Raw genomic sequence first — 19,318 nt, 5'->3', positions numbered from 1 at the left:
TATAGCCTCCCTTTTTTGATTACTTTTGGAACGGCATTCCGATTTGAGTAAGTAGTTCACGAGCTTCTTCATCTGTATTAGCAGTCGTTACAATAACGATGTCCATACCACGAACTTTGCTCACTTTATCGTAGTCAATCTCAGGGAAGATCAGCTGTTCTTTTACACCTAATGTGTAGTTTCCACGACCATCAAATGATTTTTTTGAAACGCCGCGGAAGTCACGTACACGTGGTAAAGAAACAGAAACTAGCTTATCAAGGAATTGATACATACGCTCTCCACGTAGTGTAACCTTCGCACCGATAGGCATACCTTCACGTAAACGGAAGCCTGCGATTGATTTTTTTGCTTTTGTTACTACAGGTTTTTGACCAGCGATTTGTTGTAATTCTTCAACAGCAACATCTAGTGCTTTTGAGTTAGCAACAGCATCACCCACACCCATATTAATAACAACCTTTTCGATCTTTGGTACTTGCATTACTGATTGATAGTTGAATTTACCCATTAAAGATGGAGTAATTTCGCTTTGGTATTTTTCTCTAAGGCGGCTCATTATTTAGTTACCTCCCTTCATTTATGACTTATTTATCTAAAGTTTCACCTGATATTTTAGCTACGCGTACTTTTTTGCCGTTTTCAATCTTGTATCCAACACGAGTTGGTTTACCTGATTTTGGATCAAGCGGCATAACATTAGAAACGTGAATAGCAGCTTCTAGACTAATAATTCCACCTTGTGGATTAGCTTGTGATGGCTTAGAATGCTTTTTCACGATGTTTACTCCCTCAACAAGCACACGATTTTTCTTTGGGTATGCTGCAAGGATTGTACCTTGTTTGCCTTTGTCCTTACCAGAGATAACTACGACTTTGTCACCTTTTTTAACATGCATTAGCTTCGCACCTCCTTGAAAGGCTTTTACGATATTTATCAATTATAGAACTTCTGGAGCAAGAGAAACGATCTTCATGAAATTGTTGTCACGTAATTCACGAGCAACTGGTCCAAAGATACGTGTTCCACGCGGGCTCTTATCGTCACGGATAATTACACAAGCATTCTCATCGAATTTAATGTAAGATCCATCAGGACGACGTACACCGCTCTTTGTACGTACGACAACTGCTCTAACTACATCACCTTTTTTAACAACGCCACCTGGTGTTGCTTGTTTAACTGTAACAACGATGATATCACCGATATTTGCAGTTTTACGACCAGAACCACCAAGAACTTTAATTGTTAAAACCTCACGAGCACCAGAGTTGTCTGCTACTTTTAAACGAGATTCTTGTTGAATCATGTACGGTACCTCCCTTCGGAATTAGCTTAATCCGAACATAGATTAAATAATAACTGCTTTTTCTACTACTTCTAATAAACGGAAGCGTTTTGTCGCTGAAAGTGGACGAGTTTCCATAATACGTACTACATCGCCAATTTTCGCTTCATTCAGCTCGTCATGAGCTTTGAATTTCTTCGAGTACTTTACGCGCTTACCGTATAAAGAATGCTTTTTATACGTTTCTACAAGGACTGTTACTGTTTTATCCATTTTGTCGGATACAACGCGGCCAGTGTAGACTTTACGTTGGTTGCGTTCGCTCATTCTGCAAACCTCCATTCAATTATCGATTATTGACACCGATCTCTCTTTCACGAACAACTGTTTTCATACGAGCGATCGATTTGCGCACTTCACGGATACGAGCTGTATTTTCAAGTTGTCCAGTAGCTAACTGGAAACGAAGATTAAATAGTTCTTCTTTAAGAGATTTCACTTTTTGTTCAATTTCGGCAGTGGTTAATTCTTTGATTTCATTAGCTTTCACTTGATTCACCACCAATTTCTTCTCGTTTTACAAACTTACATTTAACTGGAAGTTTGTGCATTGCAAGACGTAATGCTTCACGTGCAATCTCTTCAGATACACCAGAGATTTCAAACATTACTTTACCTGGTTTAACAACTGCAACCCATCCTTCAGGAGCCCCTTTACCAGAACCCATTCGGACTTCAAGTGGTTTAGCAGTGTAAGGTTTGCTTGGGAAAATTTTAATCCAAACTTTACCGCCACGTTTCATGTAACGTGTCATTGCAATACGTGCAGCCTCGATTTGACGGTTTGTGATCCAAGAAGCTTCAAGTGCTTGAAGGCCATATTCTCCGAAATGTACTTCAGTACCACCTTTAGCATTCCCTCTCATTTTACCGCGGTGTTCACGACGATATTTTACGCGTTTTGGCAATAACATATTATTTTCCTCCTTCCTCAGATTTCTTCTTAGTAGGAAGAACTTCTCCACGGTAGATCCAAACTTTTACACCTAATTTACCGTAAGTAGTGTCTGCTTCTGCATGAGCATAATCAATGTCAGCACGAAGTGTGTGAAGAGGAACTGTTCCTTCACTATAGTGTTCAGCACGAGCGATATCAGCACCGCCAAGACGACCAGAAACTTGTGTTTTGATTCCTTGAGCACCAGCGCGCATAGTACGTTGAATAGCTTGCTTTTGAGCACGACGGAATGAAACACGATTTTCTAATTGACGAGCAATGTTTTCTGCAACTAATTTTGCATCAAGATCTGCTCTTTTGATTTCGATGATGTTGATATGAACTCTTTTACCTGTTAATTGGTTTAATGCTTTACGAAGCGCTTCAACTTCTGTACCACCTTTACCAATAACCATACCTGGCTTAGCTGTGTGTACAGAAATGTTAATGCGGTTAGCAGCACGTTCGATTTCAACTTTTGATACAGAAGCATCGCTTAAACGTTTCGTGATATATTCACGAACTTTAAGGTCTTCATGTAAAAGTTCTGCATAGTCTTTATCAGCGTACCACTTGGACTCCCAATCTCGGATGATCCCAATACGCATACCGATTGGATTTACCTTTTGACCCACAGATTATCCCTCCTTCTTTTCTGATACAACGATTGTAATATGACTAGTACGTTTGTTAATCGCACTCGCACGCCCTTGAGCGCGAGGACGGAAACGTTTTAAAGTTGGTCCTTCATTAACGTATGCTTCTGAAACAACTAGGTTGTTGATATCCATTTCGTAGTTATGTTCTGCGTTTGCGATAGCAGACTTAAGAACTTTTTCTACAACTGGAGATGCAGCTTTTGGAGTTAAACGAAGAATCGCAACTGCCTCACCTACTTGTTTTCCTCGAATTAAATCCGCAACTAAACGGACTTTACGAGCTGCAATACGAACTGTTTTAGCGACAGCTTTTGCTTGCATGAGATGCCCTCCTCTCATTAACGTCTTGTTTTCTTATCGTCACTTGCATGACCTTTATAAGTTCGTGTTGGCGCGAATTCGCCTAGTTTGTGACCTACCATATCTTCAGTTACATAAACCGGCACATGTTTACGACCATCATAAACTGCGATTGTGTGCCCGATGAATTGTGGGAAGATTGTTGAACGACGAGACCAAGTTTTTACAACTTGCTTCTTATCTGTTTCATTTAACTTTTCAATTTTAACGATTAAATGATCATCAACAAAAGGCCCCTTTTTTAAGCTACGACCCATGCGAGTACCTCCCTTCGTGATCGTTCTACGGTTCTTTGAATGAACCGTAGTTCAATCCCGTTATTTTTTACGACGACGTACGATAAATTTATCGGATTTGTTCTTTTTCTTACGTGTTTTGTATCCAAGAGTTGGTTTACCCCATGGAGACATTGGTGATTTACGTCCGATTGGTGAACGACCTTCACCACCACCGTGTGGGTGATCATTCGGGTTCATTACAGATCCACGAACTGTTGGGCGTTTACCTAACCAACGTGAACGACCTGCTTTACCGATGTGGATAAGTTCATGTTGTTCGTTACCTACTTGACCGATTGAAGCACGGCATGTAGCAAGAATCATACGAACTTCACCAGAGTTTAAACGTACAAGTACATAACGACCTTCTTTACCAAGTACTTGAGCAGATGTACCTGCTGAACGGACTAATTGTCCACCTTTTCCTGGTTTAAGTTCGATGTTATGGATTACTGTACCAACTGGGATGTTGATTAATGGAAGAGCGTTACCTACTTTAATATCAGCTTCAGGACCTGACATAATCTCCATACCTACTTCTAGGTTTTTAGGAGCTAGGATATAACGTTTTTCTCCATCTACATAGTTAATTAATGCAATGTTTGCAGAACGATTTGGATCGTACTCAATTGTAGCAACGCGTCCTGGTATACCATCTTTATTTCGTTTGAAATCGATGATACGGTATTGACGCTTGTGACCGCCACCTTGATGACGAACTGTTAACTTACCTTGGTTGTTACGGCCGCCTTTACTATGAAGGGGAGCAAGTAATGATTTTTCTGGTTTGTCTGTAGTAATCTCAGCAAAATCAGAAGTTGTCATGTTGCGTCGACCGTTAGAGGTAGGTTTATACTTTTTAATCGCCATTGTATTTCCCTCCTTCTCTTATGAATTAAGCTTCAAATAGCTCGATTTCTTTGCTATCAGCAGTTAGTTTAACAATAGCTTTACGGCGCTTGTTAGTGTAGCCTGCATGTTTACCCATGCGTTTGAATTTCCCTTTGTAGTTCATGATGTTTACTTTCTCAACTTGTACGCCAAAGATTTCTTGAACAGCATCTTTAACTTGAGTTTTGTTAGCTTTCACATCAACTTCAAAAGTGTACTTCTTCTCAGCCATTGCGTCTGAAGAAGCTTCAGTAATTACGGGGCGCTTAATGATATCGCGTGCGTCCATTATGCAAGCACCTCCTCTACTTTTTCGACAGCTGATTTAGTCAAGATCAATTTGTTGTGTGATACAACATCAAGAACATTAAGACCCTCAGCTTCCACTACAGTAACACCTGGGATGTTACGTGCAGAAAGAGCAACTTTCTCGTCTACTCCATTAGTAACGACTAATGCTTTAGTATCAACAGAAAGGTTATTTAGAACTGCTGCAAACTCTTTCGTTTTTGGAGCTTCGAAAGATAAGCTTTCAAGAACTAAGATGTTCTCTTCTAATGCTTTAGCAGATAATGCAGATTTAATCGCTAAACGACGTACCTTTTTCGGTAATTTGTAAGCGTAAGATCTTGGAGTTGGTCCAAATACAGTACCACCACCACGCCATTGTGGTGAACGGATAGAACCTTGACGTGCGCGTCCAGTTCCTTTTTGTTTCCAAGGTTTACGTCCGCCGCCTGCAACTTCAGAACGGTTTTTTACTTTGTGATTCCCTTGACGTAGGGAAGCTCGTTGCATAATGATTGCTTCAAATAATACGTGATTATTAGGCTCAATACCAAATATAGAATCATTAAGTTCGATATCTCCAACTTGTGATCCAGTTTGGTTGAACAATGTAACTTTTGGCATTCTAATGCTCCTCCTTTCTTAAATATTACTTCGCTTTAACAGCGCTAGTTACTTTGATTAAGGCTTTTCTCGCACCTGGTACGTTACCTTTAACCAATAGTAAATTACGTTCAACATCAACTTTAACGATAGCTAAGTTTTGAACAGTGATTTTTTCTCCGCCCATGCGTCCTGGTAATAATTTACCTTTGAATACGCGGTTTGGAGCAACAGGACCCATTGAACCTGGGCGACGGTGGTAACGAGAACCGTGTGCCATTGGTCCGCGAGATTGTCCGTGGCGCTTGATAGAACCTTGGAAACCTTTACCTTTTGAAATTCCTGTTACATCAACTATTTCGCCTTCAGCGAAAATATCAACTTTGACTTCCTGACCGATCTCGTATTCACCAAGATTAGCTCCGCGGAATTCACGGATGAAGCGCTTAGGAGCAGTGTTTGCTTTTTCAACATGCCCTTTTTCAGGTTTGTTTGAAAGCTTTTCACGCTTTGTTTCGAAACCGATTTGAATTGCTTCATAACCGTCTGTTTCAACCGTTTTCTTTTGTAGAACAACGTTTTCCGCAGCTTCGATAACTGTTACTGGAATAAGCTCACCGTTTTCAGCAAAAACTTGAGTCATACCGATTTTTCTTCCTAAGATTCCTTTGGTCATTAGTCACACCTCCTAGAGTAATTGTTCATTTTTTATATGAATTATAATTTAATTTCAATATCAACGCCTGATGGTAAATCTAAACGCATCAATGAATCAACTGTTTGTGGAGTTGGATTAACGATGTCGATTAGACGTTTATGCGTACGCATTTCGAATTGTTCACGAGAATCTTTGTATTTATGAACCGCACGAAGGATTGTATAAACAGATCTTTCAGTCGGCAATGGGATCGGACCAGATACAGCCGCACCAGAGCGTTTTGCAGTTTCAACAATTTTCTCAGCAGATTGATCAAGGATTCTGTGATCATATGCTTTTAAACGGATACGAATTTTTTGTTTTGCCATTATTTTCCCTCCTTTTCGCCTATTTTAAAATAGACCTTCTCAATGGAAATTTCCCACTCACCCGCCATGGCAAAGCGGCCGGGTGTGTCAGCAACCTTCCATATCATCGCAGTCAAAGACCAACATTGTCTATTATACACAAAGCACAAAGAATAAGCAAGAAAAACTTGCAACAAACTTTGTGTAACACACTTTTACTATTATACATAGATATAGCCCTCTTATCAAGTATTAGTTCACAACAACTTCGAAACTAGTTTCTTCTATATAATAAACAAAACTTTTTATGCAAAGTTATTTATATAGATATAAAGAAAAAGAAGACACATATAAGAAAAGAGGAACTAGAAGGGGAAGTTACTCTTTACCTTTATCTATTGAACAGAGTATAAATCGACGAGCTGGGCTGCACACAATACAGCCGCACTTCATTTTAACTCATAGCTTCTAAGTACTTATACTGTTTCCTATACAATAAAAAAGCCAGACAGCGTCCTGTCTGGCCCTTTCAGAAGGCGTCCCTTCCTATTTATAAACCGTCAGTTATAATTACTCAGTGATTGTAGCAACTACGCCAGCGCCTACAGTACGTCCACCCTCACGGATAGAGAATTTAGTACCTTCTTCGATAGCGATTGGAGCGATCAATTCAACAGTCATTTCGATGTTATCACCAGGCATAACCATTTCTACGCCTTCAGGTAGGTTACAAATACCAGTTACGTCAGTTGTACGGAAGTAGAACTGAGGACGGTAGTTAGAGAAGAATGGAGTGTGACGTCCACCTTCTTCTTTTGAAAGAACATAAACTTCAGCTTTAAATTTAGTGTGTGGAGTGATTGAACCTGGTTTAGCAAGTACTTGTCCACGTTGGATATCTTCACGAGCTACACCACGAAGAAGTGCACCGATGTTGTCACCAGCTTCAGCATAGTCAAGAAGTTTACGGAACATTTCAACACCTGTTACAGTAGTTGATTTTGGCTCTTCAGAAAGACCGATGATTTCGATTACGTCACCGACTTTAATTTGTCCACGCTCAACACGTCCAGTAGCAACTGTTCCACGTCCAGTGATTGAGAATACGTCCTCAACTGGCATCATGAAGTCTTTATCAGTATCACGAGTTGGTGTTGGGATGTACTCATCAACAGCGTTCATTAATTCGTGAATTTTTTCTTCCCAAGCAGCGTCTCCTTCAAGAGCTTTAAGAGCAGAACCTTTGATAACTGGGATATCATCACCAGGGAAATCGTATTCAGAAAGAAGATCACGAATCTCCATTTCTACTAATTCAAGAAGTTCTTCATCGTCTACCATATCACATTTGTTCATGAATACAACAAGGTAAGGTACACCTACTTGACGAGAAAGAAGGATGTGCTCACGAGTTTGTGGCATTGGGCCATCAGCAGCAGATACTACTAAGATACCACCGTCCATTTGAGCAGCACCAGTGATCATGTTTTTAACATAGTCAGCGTGTCCTGGGCAGTCAACGTGTGCGTAGTGACGGTTAGCAGTTTCGTACTCAACGTGTGCAGTAGAGATTGTGATACCACGTTCTCTTTCTTCTGGAGCACCATCAATTTGGTCATAAGCGCGTGCTTCTGCACCACCTGATTTTGCAAGTACAGTTGTGATAGCAGCTGTTAAAGTAGTTTTACCATGGTCAACGTGACCAATTGTTCCAACGTTAACGTGGGGTTTTGAACGATCAAATTTTTCTTTAGCCATTAGGGAATTCCTCCTTAAATTTACGAATAATATTAAGTATATAGTTCTGTGACAGAAGAAAAATTCTTCCATCACAGCTTACATAAGTAGTTATACTTTAATAAAGTATGAAAATCAATTATTCACCTTTATTTTTTTTGATAATTTCTTCAGAAATGCTCTTTGGTACTTCTTCATAGTGATCGAAGTGCATAGAGAATGTTCCGCGTCCTTGTGTATTAGAACGTAGAGATGTTGCATATCCGAACATTTCAGATAGTGGAACCATCGCTTTAACAACTTGCGTGTTACCGCGAGCTTCCATACCTTCTACACGGCCACGACGTGATGTAACATCACCCATGATATCTCCCATGTATTCTTCCGGAATAACAACTTCTACTTTCATAATCGGTTCAAGGATAACCGGTTGACATTTAGATACTGCATTTTTAAGTGCCATAGATGCAGCGATTTTAAACGCCATTTCGTTGGAGTCAACATCATGGTATGATCCGTCGAAAAGTTTTGCTTTAATATCGATAAGAGGGTATCCAGCAAGTACACCGCGATCAAGAGAGTCTTCTAGACCAGCTTGAACTGCAGGGATGTATTCACGTGGTACAACACCACCGACGATAGCATTTTCAAATTCGAAGCCTTTTCCTTCTTCGTTAGGAGAAAACTCGATCCATACGTGACCGAATTGTCCACGACCACCAGATTGACGTACGAATTTACCTTCAACTTGTGCCGATGCACGGAATGTTTCACGGTAAGCTACTTGAGGAGCACCTACGTTCGCTTCTACCTTAAATTCACGACGCATACGATCTACAAGAATATCTAAGTGAAGTTCACCCATACCAGCGATAATTGTTTGACCTGTTTCTTGGTCAGTGTGCGCACGGAATGTTGGATCTTCATCTTGTAGTTTTTGTAAAGCTTGAGACATTTTGTCTTGGTCAGCTTTTGATTTTGGTTCAACAGAAAGCGAGATAACTGGCTCTGGGAAGACCATAGACTCAAGAATAACTTGGTTTTTGTCATCACATAGAGTGTCACCTGTTGTAGTATCTTTCAAACCTACTGCAGCTGCGATATCTCCTGCGTATACTTCAGAAATTTCTTCACGGCTGTTTGCATGCATTTGAAGGATACGTCCAACACGCTCACGTTTACCTTTTGTAGAGTTTATTACGTAAGAACCAGATTGCAACGTACCAGAGTATACACGGAAGAATGTAAGTTTCCCTACATATGGATCCGTCATTACTTTAAATGCAAGTGCTGAGAATGGCTCTTCGTCGCTTGAGTGACGTTCAACTTCTTCTTCGCTATCAGGTAGAGTACCTTTAATAGAAGGTACATCAATCGGAGCTGGAAGATAGTCGATAACCGCATCTAGCATTGGTTGTACACCTTTATGCTTGAAGGCAGTACCACAGATTACTGGATAGAATTCAACAGCGATTGTCGCTTTACGGATTGCCGCTTTAAGCTCTTCAACTGAAATTTCTTCTCCACCTAGGTATTTTTCCATTAAATCTTCATCAACTTCAGCAACACCTTCGATTAATTTCTCGCGGTATTCTTGAGCTAATTCAAGATGTTCTGCAGGAATTTCACCTTCTGTGATATCAGTACCTTGGTCATTACCGTAGAAAGTTGCTTTCATTTCTACTAAGTCAATGATTGCTGAGAAGTTATCTTCAGCACCAATTGGTAATTGGATTGGGTGAGCGTTCGCTTGAAGGCGATCGTGTAGAGTTCCTACAGAATATAAGAAGTCTGCACCCATTTTATCCATTTTGTTTACGAATACAATACGTGGTACTCCGTAAGTTGTTGCTTGACGCCAAACTGTTTCAGTTTGAGGCTCAACACCTGATTGCGCGTCAAGAACAGCTACAGCTCCATCAAGAACACGTAGAGAACGCTCAACTTCAACAGTGAAGTCAACGTGACCTGGAGTATCGATAATGTTGATACGGTTACCGTTCCATTGTGCAGTTGTTGCAGCAGATGTAATTGTAATTCCGCGTTCTTGCTCTTGTTCCATCCAGTCCATTTGGGAAGCACCTTCATGCGTTTCACCAATTTTATGGATTTTACCAGTGTAATAAAGAATACGTTCTGTAGTTGTCGTTTTACCAGCATCAATGTGAGCCATGATCCCGATATTACGAGTATTAGCTAAGGAGAACTCTCTTGCCATTTGTCTTTCTCCTTCCTTCTATGAATTTAATTTTATAGTATTTAATTTTACCAACGGTAGTGAGCGAATGCTTTGTTCGCTTCTGCCATTTTGTGTGTATCTTCACGTTTCTTAACTGATGCACCAGTGTTGTTAGCTGCATCCATGATTTCAGAAGCTAAACGCTCTTCCATCGTTTTTTCTCCACGAAGACGAGAGTAGTTTACTAACCAACGAAGACCTAGAGTTGAACGGCGGTCTGGACGCACCTCAACTGGTACTTGGTAGTTAGCACCACCTACACGGCGTGCTCTAACTTCTAATACAGGCATGATGTTTTTAAGTGCTTGTTCAAACACTTCGATTGGTTCATTGCCAGTACGTTCTTTAATAAGATCGAATGCAGAGTAAAGAATTTTTTGTGATTTACCTCTTTGTCCATCAACCATCATTTTGTTGATTAAACGAGTCACAAGTTTTGAATTATAAATTGGATCTGGTAATACATCTCTTTTTGAAACAGGTCCTTTACGAGGCATTAATTTTTCCTCCTTTCAAAGAAAATCATATTTTAAGTTTTAGATTATTTTTTTGCAGCTTTTGGACGCTTCGTACCGTATTTAGAACGGCCTTGCATACGATTGTTAACACCAGCAGTGTCAAGTGCACCACGAACGATGTGATAACGTACCCCTGGTAAATCTTTTACACGACCACCGCGGATAAGTACCACGCTGTGTTCTTGTAAGTTGTGACCGATACCTGGGATATAAGCTGTTACCTCGATACCGTTTGTTAAACGTACACGCGCATATTTACGTAACGCAGAGTTTGGTTTTTTCGGTGTCATTGTACCAACACGCGTACAAACACCACGTTTTTGCGGAGATGATACGTTAGTTTGTGCTTTCTTGAAGCTGTTGTAGCCTTTGTTTAGCGCTGGTGATTTTGAATTAATTTCTTTTGATTCGCGACCTTTGCGCACTAATTGGTTAATAGTAGGCATTCTATTTTTCCTCCCTTCACTTTTTCATTCCTAGTACCACACATCCAGGTGGTTCATAAATGGGTAAAAACAAAGTTCTTGCAATTGTTATGCAAAAACGAGTTTACTTTTTTAGGGCAACAGTTGCTGCTCCGACATCTATACCGCATGCTTTTCCAAGCATTTTCATCGAATCAACATATGTGATCGGAACATTCAACTCAGTAGCAGTTTCAACAACGCGCGCTGTCAAGTAAATATCCGCATCTCGAGCAATGATAATCTCTTGAATCAAATTGTGTTTCAGAGCTCTCACTGTTTGTTTCGTTCCTATAACCACAGACTTTGCCTGCATTACTTTTTCATAAGACATGGTCTATATCCTCCAGAGTTACAAGGTAACGTAGGAGCACCTTTGCTATATTATCACCTTTTAACAATTGGTGTCAACTTCTTTTGAAAAGTTTTTTAGCAAATGTTTTCCTTATTTTAAAGACTATGCTATATGACTCTTCATTTTCAACCTATTTGAACTATCATTCCATGAAATACTCACGTTTGACATAACCTTTAAAAAGCTGACTCAATAAAGTCTGCTAAGTCATTCTACTTTATTTTAAAGTGAATGATCTTGCCTTCCTTTATTGAGCCAACCTCAATAGTTATTAGTCTACTGTAACTGTTTCTTCATCCTCAGCAACTACAGGCTGTGCTTTGCGGTAACGAAGCATACCTGTACCCGCAGGGATTAGCTTACCAATAATAACATTTTCTTTCAAGCCTAATAATTCATCGCGTTTCCCTTTAATTGCAGCGTCTGTTAAGACTCTTGTTGTTTCTTGGAACGATGCTGCAGACAAGAAAGAATCTGTTTCAAGAGATGCCTTTGTAATACCTAACAGAATTGGACGTCCCGTTGCTGGTAATTTACCGTTCATTAACGCTTCTGTATTGGCAAGCGTAAATTGATGTACATCTAGTAATGTTCCTGGAAGAACCTCTGTTTCACCCGCATCTAAGACACGAACTTTGCGAAGCATCTGTCTAACCATTACTTCGATATGTTTGTCGCCAATTTCTACCCCTTGCATACGATATACTTTTTGTACTTCATGCAACAGATATTCTTGAACAGTTAACACATCTGTGACTTTCAACAATTCTTTTGGATCGATGGAACCTTCTGTTAACTCTTCGCCTCGACGTACATGTGAATCCACTTTCACTCTTAGACGTGCTGTATATGGTGCAGTATACGTACGAGACTCGACAGCCCCTTGAATCACAATTTCCTGTTGTTTATCACGAATCTCATTGATTGAAACAACTGTACCTTCAATCTCAGAAATAATCGCTTGACCTTTTGGATTTCTCGCTTCAAAAATCTCCTGAATACGAGGTAAACCTTGAGTAATATCGTCTCCGGCAACTCCACCTGTATGGAATGTACGCATCGTTAACTGAGTACCTGGTTCACCAATTGATTGTGCGGCAATTGTACCAACTGCCTCTCCGACTTCAACCGCTTGACCCGTTGCCAAGTTACGACCATAACATTTTTTACATACACCATGGCTTGTGTTACACGTAAAGGCAGAACGAATCCATACCGTTTCAATACCTAGAGATTCAATATAGTTAGCTAGGTCTTCTGTGATTAAACCATTCTCTGGGACAATAACTTCATCCGTTTCTGGGTGTTTAATCGCTTTTCTTGCATAACGTCCAACTAAACGCTCTTCAAGTGCTTCAATAATTTCTGTTCCTTCTCTTAAAGCAGAAATTTTCAAGCCGCGATCTGTACCACAATCGTCATCACGAATGATAACATCTTGCGCTACGTCTACTAAACGACGAGTTAAGTAACCAGAATCGGCAGTTTTTAGTGCTGTATCGGCAAGACCTTTACGCGCACCGTGAGTAGAGATGAAGTACTCTAATACCGTCAAACCTTCACGGAAACTTGACTTAATCGGTAACTCAATAATTCGACCAGCCGGGTTGGCCATCAATCCACGCATACCCGCAAGCTGCGTAAAGTTAGAGGCGTTACCACGGGCACCGGAATCACTCATCATAAAGATTGGGTTACGACGGTCTAAGGAATCCATCAGTTTAGATTGGATTGTATCTTTTGCCGCACTCCAAATCGCAATAACGCGATCATAACGCTCATCTTCTGTGATTAAACCACGTCTGAATTGTTTTAATACGTTATCCACTTTTTGTTGTGCTTCATCAATAATTCCTTGTTTTTCACCTAATACAACGATATCTGCTACACCAACCGTAATACCGGCTTTTGTAGAATATTTGAATCCAAGATCTTTCATGCGATCAAGCATTTTCGATGTTTCTGTAATTTTGAAACGTTTAAATACTTCCGCAATGATATTTCCAAGATATTTTTTCTTAAATGGATCAATCACTGGCTGTGCATTAATCAATTCTTGAATATTAGCACCTTTGTCCACAAAATATTTTTCCGGTGTTTTCGTTTCTAAGTTATAACGAGTTGGCTCGTTAATGTATGGGAACGAATTCGGTAAAATTTCATTGAACACTAATTTCCCAACTGTTGTTAATAACAGCTGATTATTTTGCTCTTCTGTAAACGTTTGGTTGTTTAAAGAAGAAGCTTGCACTGCACAACGAGAATGCAGGTGGACGTAACCATTTTGGTAAGCAAGTAATGCCTCATTTGTATCTTTAAAGACCATTCCCTCACCGATTGCACCTTCTCGTTCTAATGTTAGGTAGTAGTTCCCTAATACCATATCCTGAGATGGCGTTACGACTGGTTTTCCGTCTTTTGGATTCAAGATGTTTTGAGCAGCTAACATTAGCATACGTGCTTCTGCTTGCGCTTCTGAAGACAATGGTACGTGAACAGCCATTTGGTCGCCATCAAAATCGGCATTGTATGCTGTACATACAAGTGGATGCAGGCGAATCGCACGTCCTTCTACTAGCGTTGGTTCAAACGCTTGAATACCAAGTCTGTGCAGCGTTGGGGCACGGTTCAGCAATACAGGATGTTCTCTGATTACTTCTTCTAATACGTCCCAAATTTCAGGAGAGAAACGTTCAATCTTACGTTTAGCTGATTTAATATTATGTGCTAAACCTTTTTGAACAAGCTCCTTCATAACGAATGGCTTGAATAATTCAATCGCCATTTCTTTCGGTAAACCACATTGATACATTTTCAAGTTAGGCCCTACAACGATAACTGAACGACCAGAGTAGTCCACACGTTTACCAAGAAGGTTTTGACGGAATCGTCCTTGTTTACCTTTTAACATGTGAGATAATGATTTCAATGGACGATTACCTGGTCCTGTTACTGGACGACCACGACGGCCATTATCAATCAATGCATCAACAGCTTCTTGCAGCATACGTTTTTCGTTTTGAACGATAATGCTTGGTGCTCCAAGATCTAATAATCGTTTCAAACGATTATTTCGGTTAATTACACGACGATATAAATCATTTAAATCAGATGTCGCGAAACGACCACCGTCTAGTTGAACCATCGGGCGAAGCTCTGGCGGAATAACCGGCAGAACATCTAAAATCATCCATGAAGGTTCATTTCCAGAATTACGGAACGCTTCTAACACTTCTAATCGTTTAATCGCACGAGTTCTACGTTGTCCTTGAGCCGTTTTTAACTCTTCCTTCAACGCCTCTACTTCTTTTTCCGTATCAATATCTTGAAGAAGCTTCTTAATAGCTTCGGCACCCATAGCAGCTTGGAATTTCTTTCCGTACTTCTCACGGTATGCACGATACTCTTTTTCAGAAAGCAGTTGTTTCTTTTCTAAAGTTGTATCGCCTGTTTCTGTTACAACATAAGAAGCAAAGTAAATAACTTCTTCTAGTGCACGAGGAGACATATCTAATACAAGTCCCATACGGCTTGGAATACCTTTAAAATACCAAATATGTGATACAGGAGCAGCTAGTTCAATATGACCCATACGTTCACGACGAACTTTTGATCGAGTCACTTCTACGCCACAACGATCACAGACTACACCTTTATAACGAACACGTTTGTACTTACCACAGTGACATTCCCAGTCTTTCTGTGGACCAAAGATTCTTTCGCAGAATAAACCATCTTTTTCTGGCTTTAATGTACGATAGTTAATTGTTTCAGGTTTTTTCACTTCTCCATGTGACCAAGAACGAATCTTGTCCGGTGAAGAAAGACCAATCTTCATATACTCAAAATTATTAACGTCTAGCAAGGGGCCTACCTCCCTTTTAATCTCCAGGTTTTACCCTTATTGCTTATCTACATAAACAATTATAACGCAAGATTTCTCTCACGATCATCAACCATTATATGAATGAGGCTTTAACAGGCAGCACGATATGGCTACCTGTTAAAGTCATTATCTGTTCATTAATCTGTAGTAACTGAGCTAGATTGTGCTCCTACTTCAGAAGCAACCATCTCTTTTGTATCAGATTCCATGTTTAATACGTCTGATTGATTAGCGTCATCCTCATCCTCTAAATCTCGCATCTCAATTTCTCGATCTTCAGAGTTCATGATTTTAACATCTAATCCTAAGCTTTGAAGTTCCTTAATCAATACTTTGAACGATTCAGGTACACCTGGTTCCGGAACATTCTCGCCTTTAACAATTGCTTCGTATGTTTTCACACGACCAACCACATCATCCGATTTAACAGTAAGAATTTCTTGAAGTGTATACGCGGCACCATATGCTTCAAGTGCCCAAACCTCCATCTCACCGAAACGCTGTCCACCGAATTGTGCTTTACCACCAAGCGGTTGCTGCGTAACAAGAGAGTATGGTCCAGTTGAACGAGCATGAAGCTTATCGTCAACCATGTGCGCAAGTTTAATCATATACATGACACCTACGGATACACGATTGTCAAATGGTTCTCCTGAACGTCCGTCATATAATACGGTTTTCGCATCACGAGCCATACCAGCTTCTTCAATTGTTTCCCAAACATCATCTTCAGTTGCGCCATCGAATACAGGAGAAGCAACGTGAATATTAAGAGCACGAGCGGCCATACCTAGGTGTAACTCAAGTACTTGACCAATGTTCATACGTGAAGGTACGCCCAGTGGATTTAACATGATGTCAACTGGTGTGCCATCCGGTAAATACGGCATATCTTCTTCAGGAAGGATTCGGGAGATAACCCCTTTATTACCATGGCGACCGGCCATTTTATCCCCTTCATGAATTTTACGTTTTTGTACGATATACACACGCGCTAGTTGGTTTACACCTGGTGGAAGTTCGTCACCGTCTTCTCTGTTAAATACTTTAACATCCAAGACGATTCCGCCGCCGCCGTGAGGCACACGAAGAGATGTATCTCGAACTTCACGAGCTTTTTCACCAAAAATTGCATGAAGTAAACGTTCTTCTGCTGTTAGTTCTGTAACCCCTTTAGGTGTTACTTTCCCTACTAGTAGATCTCCGTCTTTTACTTCTGCACCAACACGGATAATTCCACGCTCATCAAGGTTACGAAGGGCATCTTCCCCAACGTTCGGAATATCACGTGTAATTTCTTCCGGTCCTAATTTTGTATCACGAGACTCTGATTCATACTCTTCAATATGAATCGATGTATACACATCATCTTTTACTAAACGTTCACTCATGATGATGGCATCCTCATAGTTATATCCATCCCATGTCATGAAGGCAACAAGTACGTTGCGTCCAAGCGCTAACTCACCTTTTTCCATTGAAGGACCATCGGCAAGGATTTCACCTTTTACAACTTTGTCTCCTATGCTAACAATTGGGCGTTGGTTATAACACGTTCCTTGGTTAGAACGAATAAATTTCAATAAACGGTATTTATCAAGGTTCCCCTTCACTTCTTGACCGTCTACTTCTGATACACGTCGAACCCAAATTTCGCGAGCTTCTACGTGTTCAACGATACCAGGGTGTTTACAAATAACAGCTGCACCAGAGTCTTTAGCTGATACGTACTCCATACCTGTACCTACGCGCGGCGCTTCAGGCTGCATTAATGGAACCGCTTGACGTTGCATGTTCGCTCCCATTAAAGCACGGTTGGAGTCATCGTTTTCTAAGAACGGAATACATGCTGTCGCAGCTGATACAACTTGCTTAGGAGATACGTCCATGTAATCGACACGATCGCGCGGAACTACAGTGTTTTCACCACGGAAACGAGCTACAATGCCTTCATCAAGGAATGACCCATCATCAGATAGACGTACATTCGCTTGAGCGACTACATAGTTATCTTCTTCATCTGCTGTTAAGTAATCAATTTGATTTGTGATTTTCCCTGTTTCTGGATCCACTCGGCGATATGGCGTTTCAATGAAACCATATGGATTCACTTTCGCATAACTAGACAATGAGTTAATCAACCCAATGTTTGGACCCTCAGGCGTTTCAATTGGACACATACGACCATAGTGAGAGTAGTGAACGTCACGCACTTCAAAACCAGCGCGTTCACGTGTCAAACCACCAGGTCCTAGTGCAGAAAGACGACGTTTGTGTGTCAATTCAGCAAGAGGATTCGTTTGGTCCATGAATTGAGAAAGCTGAGAACTACCAAAGAATTCTTTAATTGACGCAATAACTGGACGAATATTAATTAGCTGCTGTGGTGTAATCGTGTTTGTATCTTGAATAGACATTCTCTCACGAACAACGCGCTCCATACGAGATAATCCAATTCTAAATTGGTTCTGTAGAAGTTCACCAACAGAGCGTAAACGACGATTTCCTAAGTGGTCAATATCATCTGTAATCCCTACACCATGTAATAAGTTAAAGAAATAACTAATAGAAGAAAGAATATCAGCAGGTGTAATATGCTTCACTTCTTCCGTTACATAGGCATTACCAATTACATTAATAACTTTTTCACCATCAGGATCATTTGGTGCGTATATTTTAATTGGTTGAAGCAATGTTTCATCTTCTACTACGCCACCAGTTGGGTGATATGTTTTAAAACCAATGCCATTTTCAAGATGAGGCAAGATTTTATCTAAAATACGTCGATCTAACATCGTGCCTTTTTCAACAATAATTTCTCCTGTTTCCGGATCAATTAACGTTTCGGCAATACGTTGTCCGAATAGACGATTTTTAATGTGCAGCTTTTTGTTTATTTTATAACGACCTACGTTCGCTAAATCATATCGTTTTGGGTCAAAGAAGCGAGAAATCAACAGACTTTTAGCATTTTCGACTGTCGGCGGTTCACCTGGACGAAGACGCTCATAAATCTCAAGCAAAGCTTTTTCTACACTTTCTGTATTGTCCTTCTCAAGCGTGTTGCGTAAATATTCATTGTCACCGATTAAATCAATAATTTCTTGATCAGTACCAAAGCCTAGCGCACGCATCAATACCGTAACTGGTAATTTTCGCGTACGATCGATTCTTACATACACAACATCTTTTGCATCTGTTTCATATTCAAGCCATGCACCACGGTTTGGAATAACCGTTGCTGTAAAGCCGCGCTTCCCGTTTTTATCCATTTTCCCACTGTAATACACACTTGGAGAGCGTACTAACTGAGAAACGATAACACGTTCAGCACCATTAATAATGAATGTTCCTGTTTCTGTCATCAATGGGAAGTCACCCATGAAAACATCTTGGTCTTTTACTTCACCTGTATCTTTATTAACAAGGCGTACCTTTACACGAAGAGGTGCTGAATACGTAACATCACGCTCTTTTGATTCTTCTACTGGATACTTAGGTTCAGCCAAGCTGTAATCAATAAATTCAAGTGATAAGTTACCTGTAAAGTCCTCGATTGGAGAAATATCTTGAAACATTTCTCGAAGTCCTTCATCTAGAAACCATTGGTAAGAAGCTGTTTGAATCTCAATAAGATTTGGAAGCTCTAAAACTTCACTGATTCTTGCATAACTTCTACGTTGGCGGTGTCGTCCATACTGAACTAGTTGACCTGTCAACTGATTCACCCCTTAAATCAAGCGTTATAA

21 protein-coding genes are annotated in these 19,318 nt (G+C 40.3%); all 21 read right to left on the bottom strand.

All coding sequences use genetic code 11. From position 1 onward, the window contains the following. Positions 1-19: 19 nt before the first annotated feature. The 21 genes from rplE to rpoB all read right to left on the bottom strand — a co-directional run bounded on the left by rplE (position 20) and on the right by rpoB (position 19,288). Positions 20-559: a 50S ribosomal protein L5 gene (rplE, locus tag V7068_RS16060; RefSeq protein WP_127758671.1), complete on the bottom strand. Its 540-nt coding sequence runs from the start codon at positions 557-559 to the stop codon at positions 20-22. 28 nt (positions 560-587) lie between these two features. Continuing rightward, positions 588-899, bottom strand: a complete 312-nt coding sequence (gene rplX / locus V7068_RS16055) for a 50S ribosomal protein L24 (RefSeq protein ID WP_127758670.1) — start codon at positions 897-899, stop codon at positions 588-590. Between the two features lie 42 nt (positions 900-941). After that, positions 942-1,310 (bottom strand): 50S ribosomal protein L14, encoded by a 369-nt coding sequence (gene rplN, locus V7068_RS16050; RefSeq protein WP_119118219.1) that lies wholly within the window; start codon positions 1,308-1,310, stop codon positions 942-944. Between the two features lie 42 nt (positions 1,311-1,352). Then, a complete protein-coding gene (rpsQ, locus tag V7068_RS16045) occupies positions 1,353-1,616 on the bottom strand; it encodes a 30S ribosomal protein S17 (RefSeq protein ID WP_127758669.1) in 264 nt (87 codons plus the stop codon). A 19-nt stretch (positions 1,617-1,635) separates the two neighbouring features. Then, positions 1,636-1,839 carry a 50S ribosomal protein L29 gene (gene rpmC, locus V7068_RS16040; RefSeq protein ID WP_028390454.1) on the bottom strand — a complete coding sequence of 68 codons (204 nt, stop codon included), beginning with the start codon at positions 1,837-1,839 and terminating at the stop codon, positions 1,636-1,638. After that, the gene (gene rplP, locus V7068_RS16035; protein WP_252292547.1) at positions 1,829-2,263 is read right to left on the bottom strand and encodes a 50S ribosomal protein L16; all 435 of its coding nucleotides are present in this window, start codon (positions 2,261-2,263) and stop codon (positions 1,829-1,831) included. Before rplP ends, rpmC begins: the two co-directional genes overlap by 11 nt. Position 2,264: 1 nt before the next feature. After that, positions 2,265-2,921, bottom strand: a complete 657-nt coding sequence (gene rpsC, locus V7068_RS16030) for a 30S ribosomal protein S3 (RefSeq protein WP_119118217.1) — start codon at positions 2,919-2,921, stop codon at positions 2,265-2,267. Positions 2,922-2,924: 3 nt separating this feature from the next. Further along, the gene (rplV, locus tag V7068_RS16025) at positions 2,925-3,266 is read right to left on the bottom strand and encodes a 50S ribosomal protein L22 (protein ID WP_252292545.1); all 342 of its coding nucleotides are present in this window, start codon (positions 3,264-3,266) and stop codon (positions 2,925-2,927) included. 17 nt (positions 3,267-3,283) lie between these two features. After that, positions 3,284-3,562, bottom strand: coding sequence for a 30S ribosomal protein S19 (gene rpsS / locus V7068_RS16020; RefSeq protein ID WP_127758667.1), 279 nt, complete (start codon positions 3,560-3,562; stop codon positions 3,284-3,286). Between the two features lie 60 nt (positions 3,563-3,622). Further along, positions 3,623-4,453: a 50S ribosomal protein L2 gene (rplB, locus tag V7068_RS16015; protein ID WP_127758666.1), complete on the bottom strand. Its 831-nt coding sequence runs from the start codon at positions 4,451-4,453 to the stop codon at positions 3,623-3,625. Positions 4,454-4,478: 25 nt separating this feature from the next. Next, positions 4,479-4,766 (bottom strand): 50S ribosomal protein L23, encoded by a 288-nt coding sequence (gene rplW, locus V7068_RS16010; RefSeq protein ID WP_499713665.1) that lies wholly within the window; start codon positions 4,764-4,766, stop codon positions 4,479-4,481. Beyond that, entirely contained in the window at positions 4,763-5,386 is a 624-nt protein-coding gene (rplD, locus tag V7068_RS16005; protein ID WP_499713642.1) for a 50S ribosomal protein L4, read from the bottom strand. Before rplD ends, rplW begins: the two co-directional genes overlap by 4 nt. Before the next feature lie 25 nt (positions 5,387-5,411). Continuing rightward, positions 5,412-6,041: a 50S ribosomal protein L3 gene (rplC, locus tag V7068_RS16000; protein WP_403153518.1), complete on the bottom strand. Its 630-nt coding sequence runs from the start codon at positions 6,039-6,041 to the stop codon at positions 5,412-5,414. 41 nt (positions 6,042-6,082) lie between these two features. Continuing rightward, positions 6,083-6,391 carry a 30S ribosomal protein S10 gene (rpsJ, locus tag V7068_RS15995; RefSeq protein WP_019244375.1) on the bottom strand — a complete coding sequence of 103 codons (309 nt, stop codon included), beginning with the start codon at positions 6,389-6,391 and terminating at the stop codon, positions 6,083-6,085. Between the two features lie 549 nt (positions 6,392-6,940). Next, on the bottom strand, positions 6,941-8,128 hold the full coding sequence (tuf, locus tag V7068_RS15990; RefSeq protein ID WP_127758662.1) for an elongation factor Tu: 1,188 nt from the start codon (positions 8,126-8,128) through the stop codon (positions 6,941-6,943). Positions 8,129-8,246: 118 nt separating this feature from the next. After that, entirely contained in the window at positions 8,247-10,325 is a 2,079-nt protein-coding gene (gene fusA, locus V7068_RS15985) for an elongation factor G (RefSeq protein ID WP_499713641.1), read from the bottom strand. 47 nt (positions 10,326-10,372) lie between these two features. After that, on the bottom strand, positions 10,373-10,843 hold the full coding sequence (gene rpsG / locus V7068_RS15980; RefSeq protein ID WP_127758660.1) for a 30S ribosomal protein S7: 471 nt from the start codon (positions 10,841-10,843) through the stop codon (positions 10,373-10,375). Between the two features lie 44 nt (positions 10,844-10,887). Then, the gene (gene rpsL / locus V7068_RS15975) at positions 10,888-11,310 is read right to left on the bottom strand and encodes a 30S ribosomal protein S12 (RefSeq protein ID WP_127758659.1); all 423 of its coding nucleotides are present in this window, start codon (positions 11,308-11,310) and stop codon (positions 10,888-10,890) included. A gap of 103 nt (positions 11,311-11,413) precedes the next feature. Continuing rightward, positions 11,414-11,662: a 50S ribosomal protein L7ae-like protein gene (locus tag V7068_RS15970; protein ID WP_499713640.1), complete on the bottom strand. Its 249-nt coding sequence runs from the start codon at positions 11,660-11,662 to the stop codon at positions 11,414-11,416. A gap of 292 nt (positions 11,663-11,954) precedes the next feature. After that, positions 11,955-15,548, bottom strand: coding sequence for a DNA-directed RNA polymerase subunit beta' (gene rpoC / locus V7068_RS15965; RefSeq protein ID WP_499713639.1), 3,594 nt, complete (start codon positions 15,546-15,548; stop codon positions 11,955-11,957). Positions 15,549-15,706: 158 nt separating this feature from the next. After that, positions 15,707-19,288 (bottom strand): DNA-directed RNA polymerase subunit beta, encoded by a 3,582-nt coding sequence (gene rpoB, locus V7068_RS15960; RefSeq protein WP_127758656.1) that lies wholly within the window; start codon positions 19,286-19,288, stop codon positions 15,707-15,709. Positions 19,289-19,318 lie beyond the last annotated feature (30 nt).

The organism is Bacillus sp. JJ634 (assembly GCF_036962285.1).
GTDB classification, from domain to species: domain Bacteria; phylum Bacillota; class Bacilli; order Bacillales; family DSM-1321; genus Peribacillus; species Peribacillus asahii_A.
The sequence above is the reverse complement of the archived record's forward strand: the minus strand, read 5'-3'. Positions and strand labels throughout refer to the sequence as shown.

Coding starts and splice junctions, on each gene's coding strand:
- rpsL (WP_127758659.1), bottom strand. CDS start 11,310: ATGCCTACTATTAACCAATTAGTGCGCAAAGGTCGCGAATCAAAAGAA.
- rplP (WP_252292547.1), bottom strand. CDS start 2,263: ATGTTATTGCCAAAACGCGTAAAATATCGTCGTGAACACCGCGGTAAA.
- rpsG (WP_127758660.1), bottom strand. CDS start 10,843: ATGCCTCGTAAAGGACCTGTTTCAAAAAGAGATGTATTACCAGATCCA.
- rplN (WP_119118219.1), bottom strand. CDS start 1,310: ATGATTCAACAAGAATCTCGTTTAAAAGTAGCAGACAACTCTGGTGCT.
- rpsS (WP_127758667.1), bottom strand. CDS start 3,562: ATGGGTCGTAGCTTAAAAAAGGGGCCTTTTGTTGATGATCATTTAATC.
- rplE (WP_127758671.1), bottom strand. CDS start 559: ATGAGCCGCCTTAGAGAAAAATACCAAAGCGAAATTACTCCATCTTTA.
- rplD (WP_499713642.1), bottom strand. CDS start 5,386: ATGCCAAAAGTTACATTGTTCAACCAAACTGGATCACAAGTTGGAGAT.
- rplB (WP_127758666.1), bottom strand. CDS start 4,453: ATGGCGATTAAAAAGTATAAACCTACCTCTAACGGTCGACGCAACATG.
- rpsQ (WP_127758669.1), bottom strand. CDS start 1,616: ATGAGCGAACGCAACCAACGTAAAGTCTACACTGGCCGCGTTGTATCC.
- fusA (WP_499713641.1), bottom strand. CDS start 10,325: ATGGCAAGAGAGTTCTCCTTAGCTAATACTCGTAATATCGGGATCATG.
- V7068_RS15970 (WP_499713640.1), bottom strand. CDS start 11,662: ATGTCTTATGAAAAAGTAATGCAGGCAAAGTCTGTGGTTATAGGAACG.
- rplX (WP_127758670.1), bottom strand. CDS start 899: ATGCATGTTAAAAAAGGTGACAAAGTCGTAGTTATCTCTGGTAAGGAC.
- rplV (WP_252292545.1), bottom strand. CDS start 3,266: ATGCAAGCAAAAGCTGTCGCTAAAACAGTTCGTATTGCAGCTCGTAAA.
- tuf (WP_127758662.1), bottom strand. CDS start 8,128: ATGGCTAAAGAAAAATTTGATCGTTCAAAACCCCACGTTAACGTTGGA.
- rplC (WP_403153518.1), bottom strand. CDS start 6,041: ATGACCAAAGGAATCTTAGGAAGAAAAATCGGTATGACTCAAGTTTTT.
- rpsJ (WP_019244375.1), bottom strand. CDS start 6,391: ATGGCAAAACAAAAAATTCGTATCCGTTTAAAAGCATATGATCACAGA.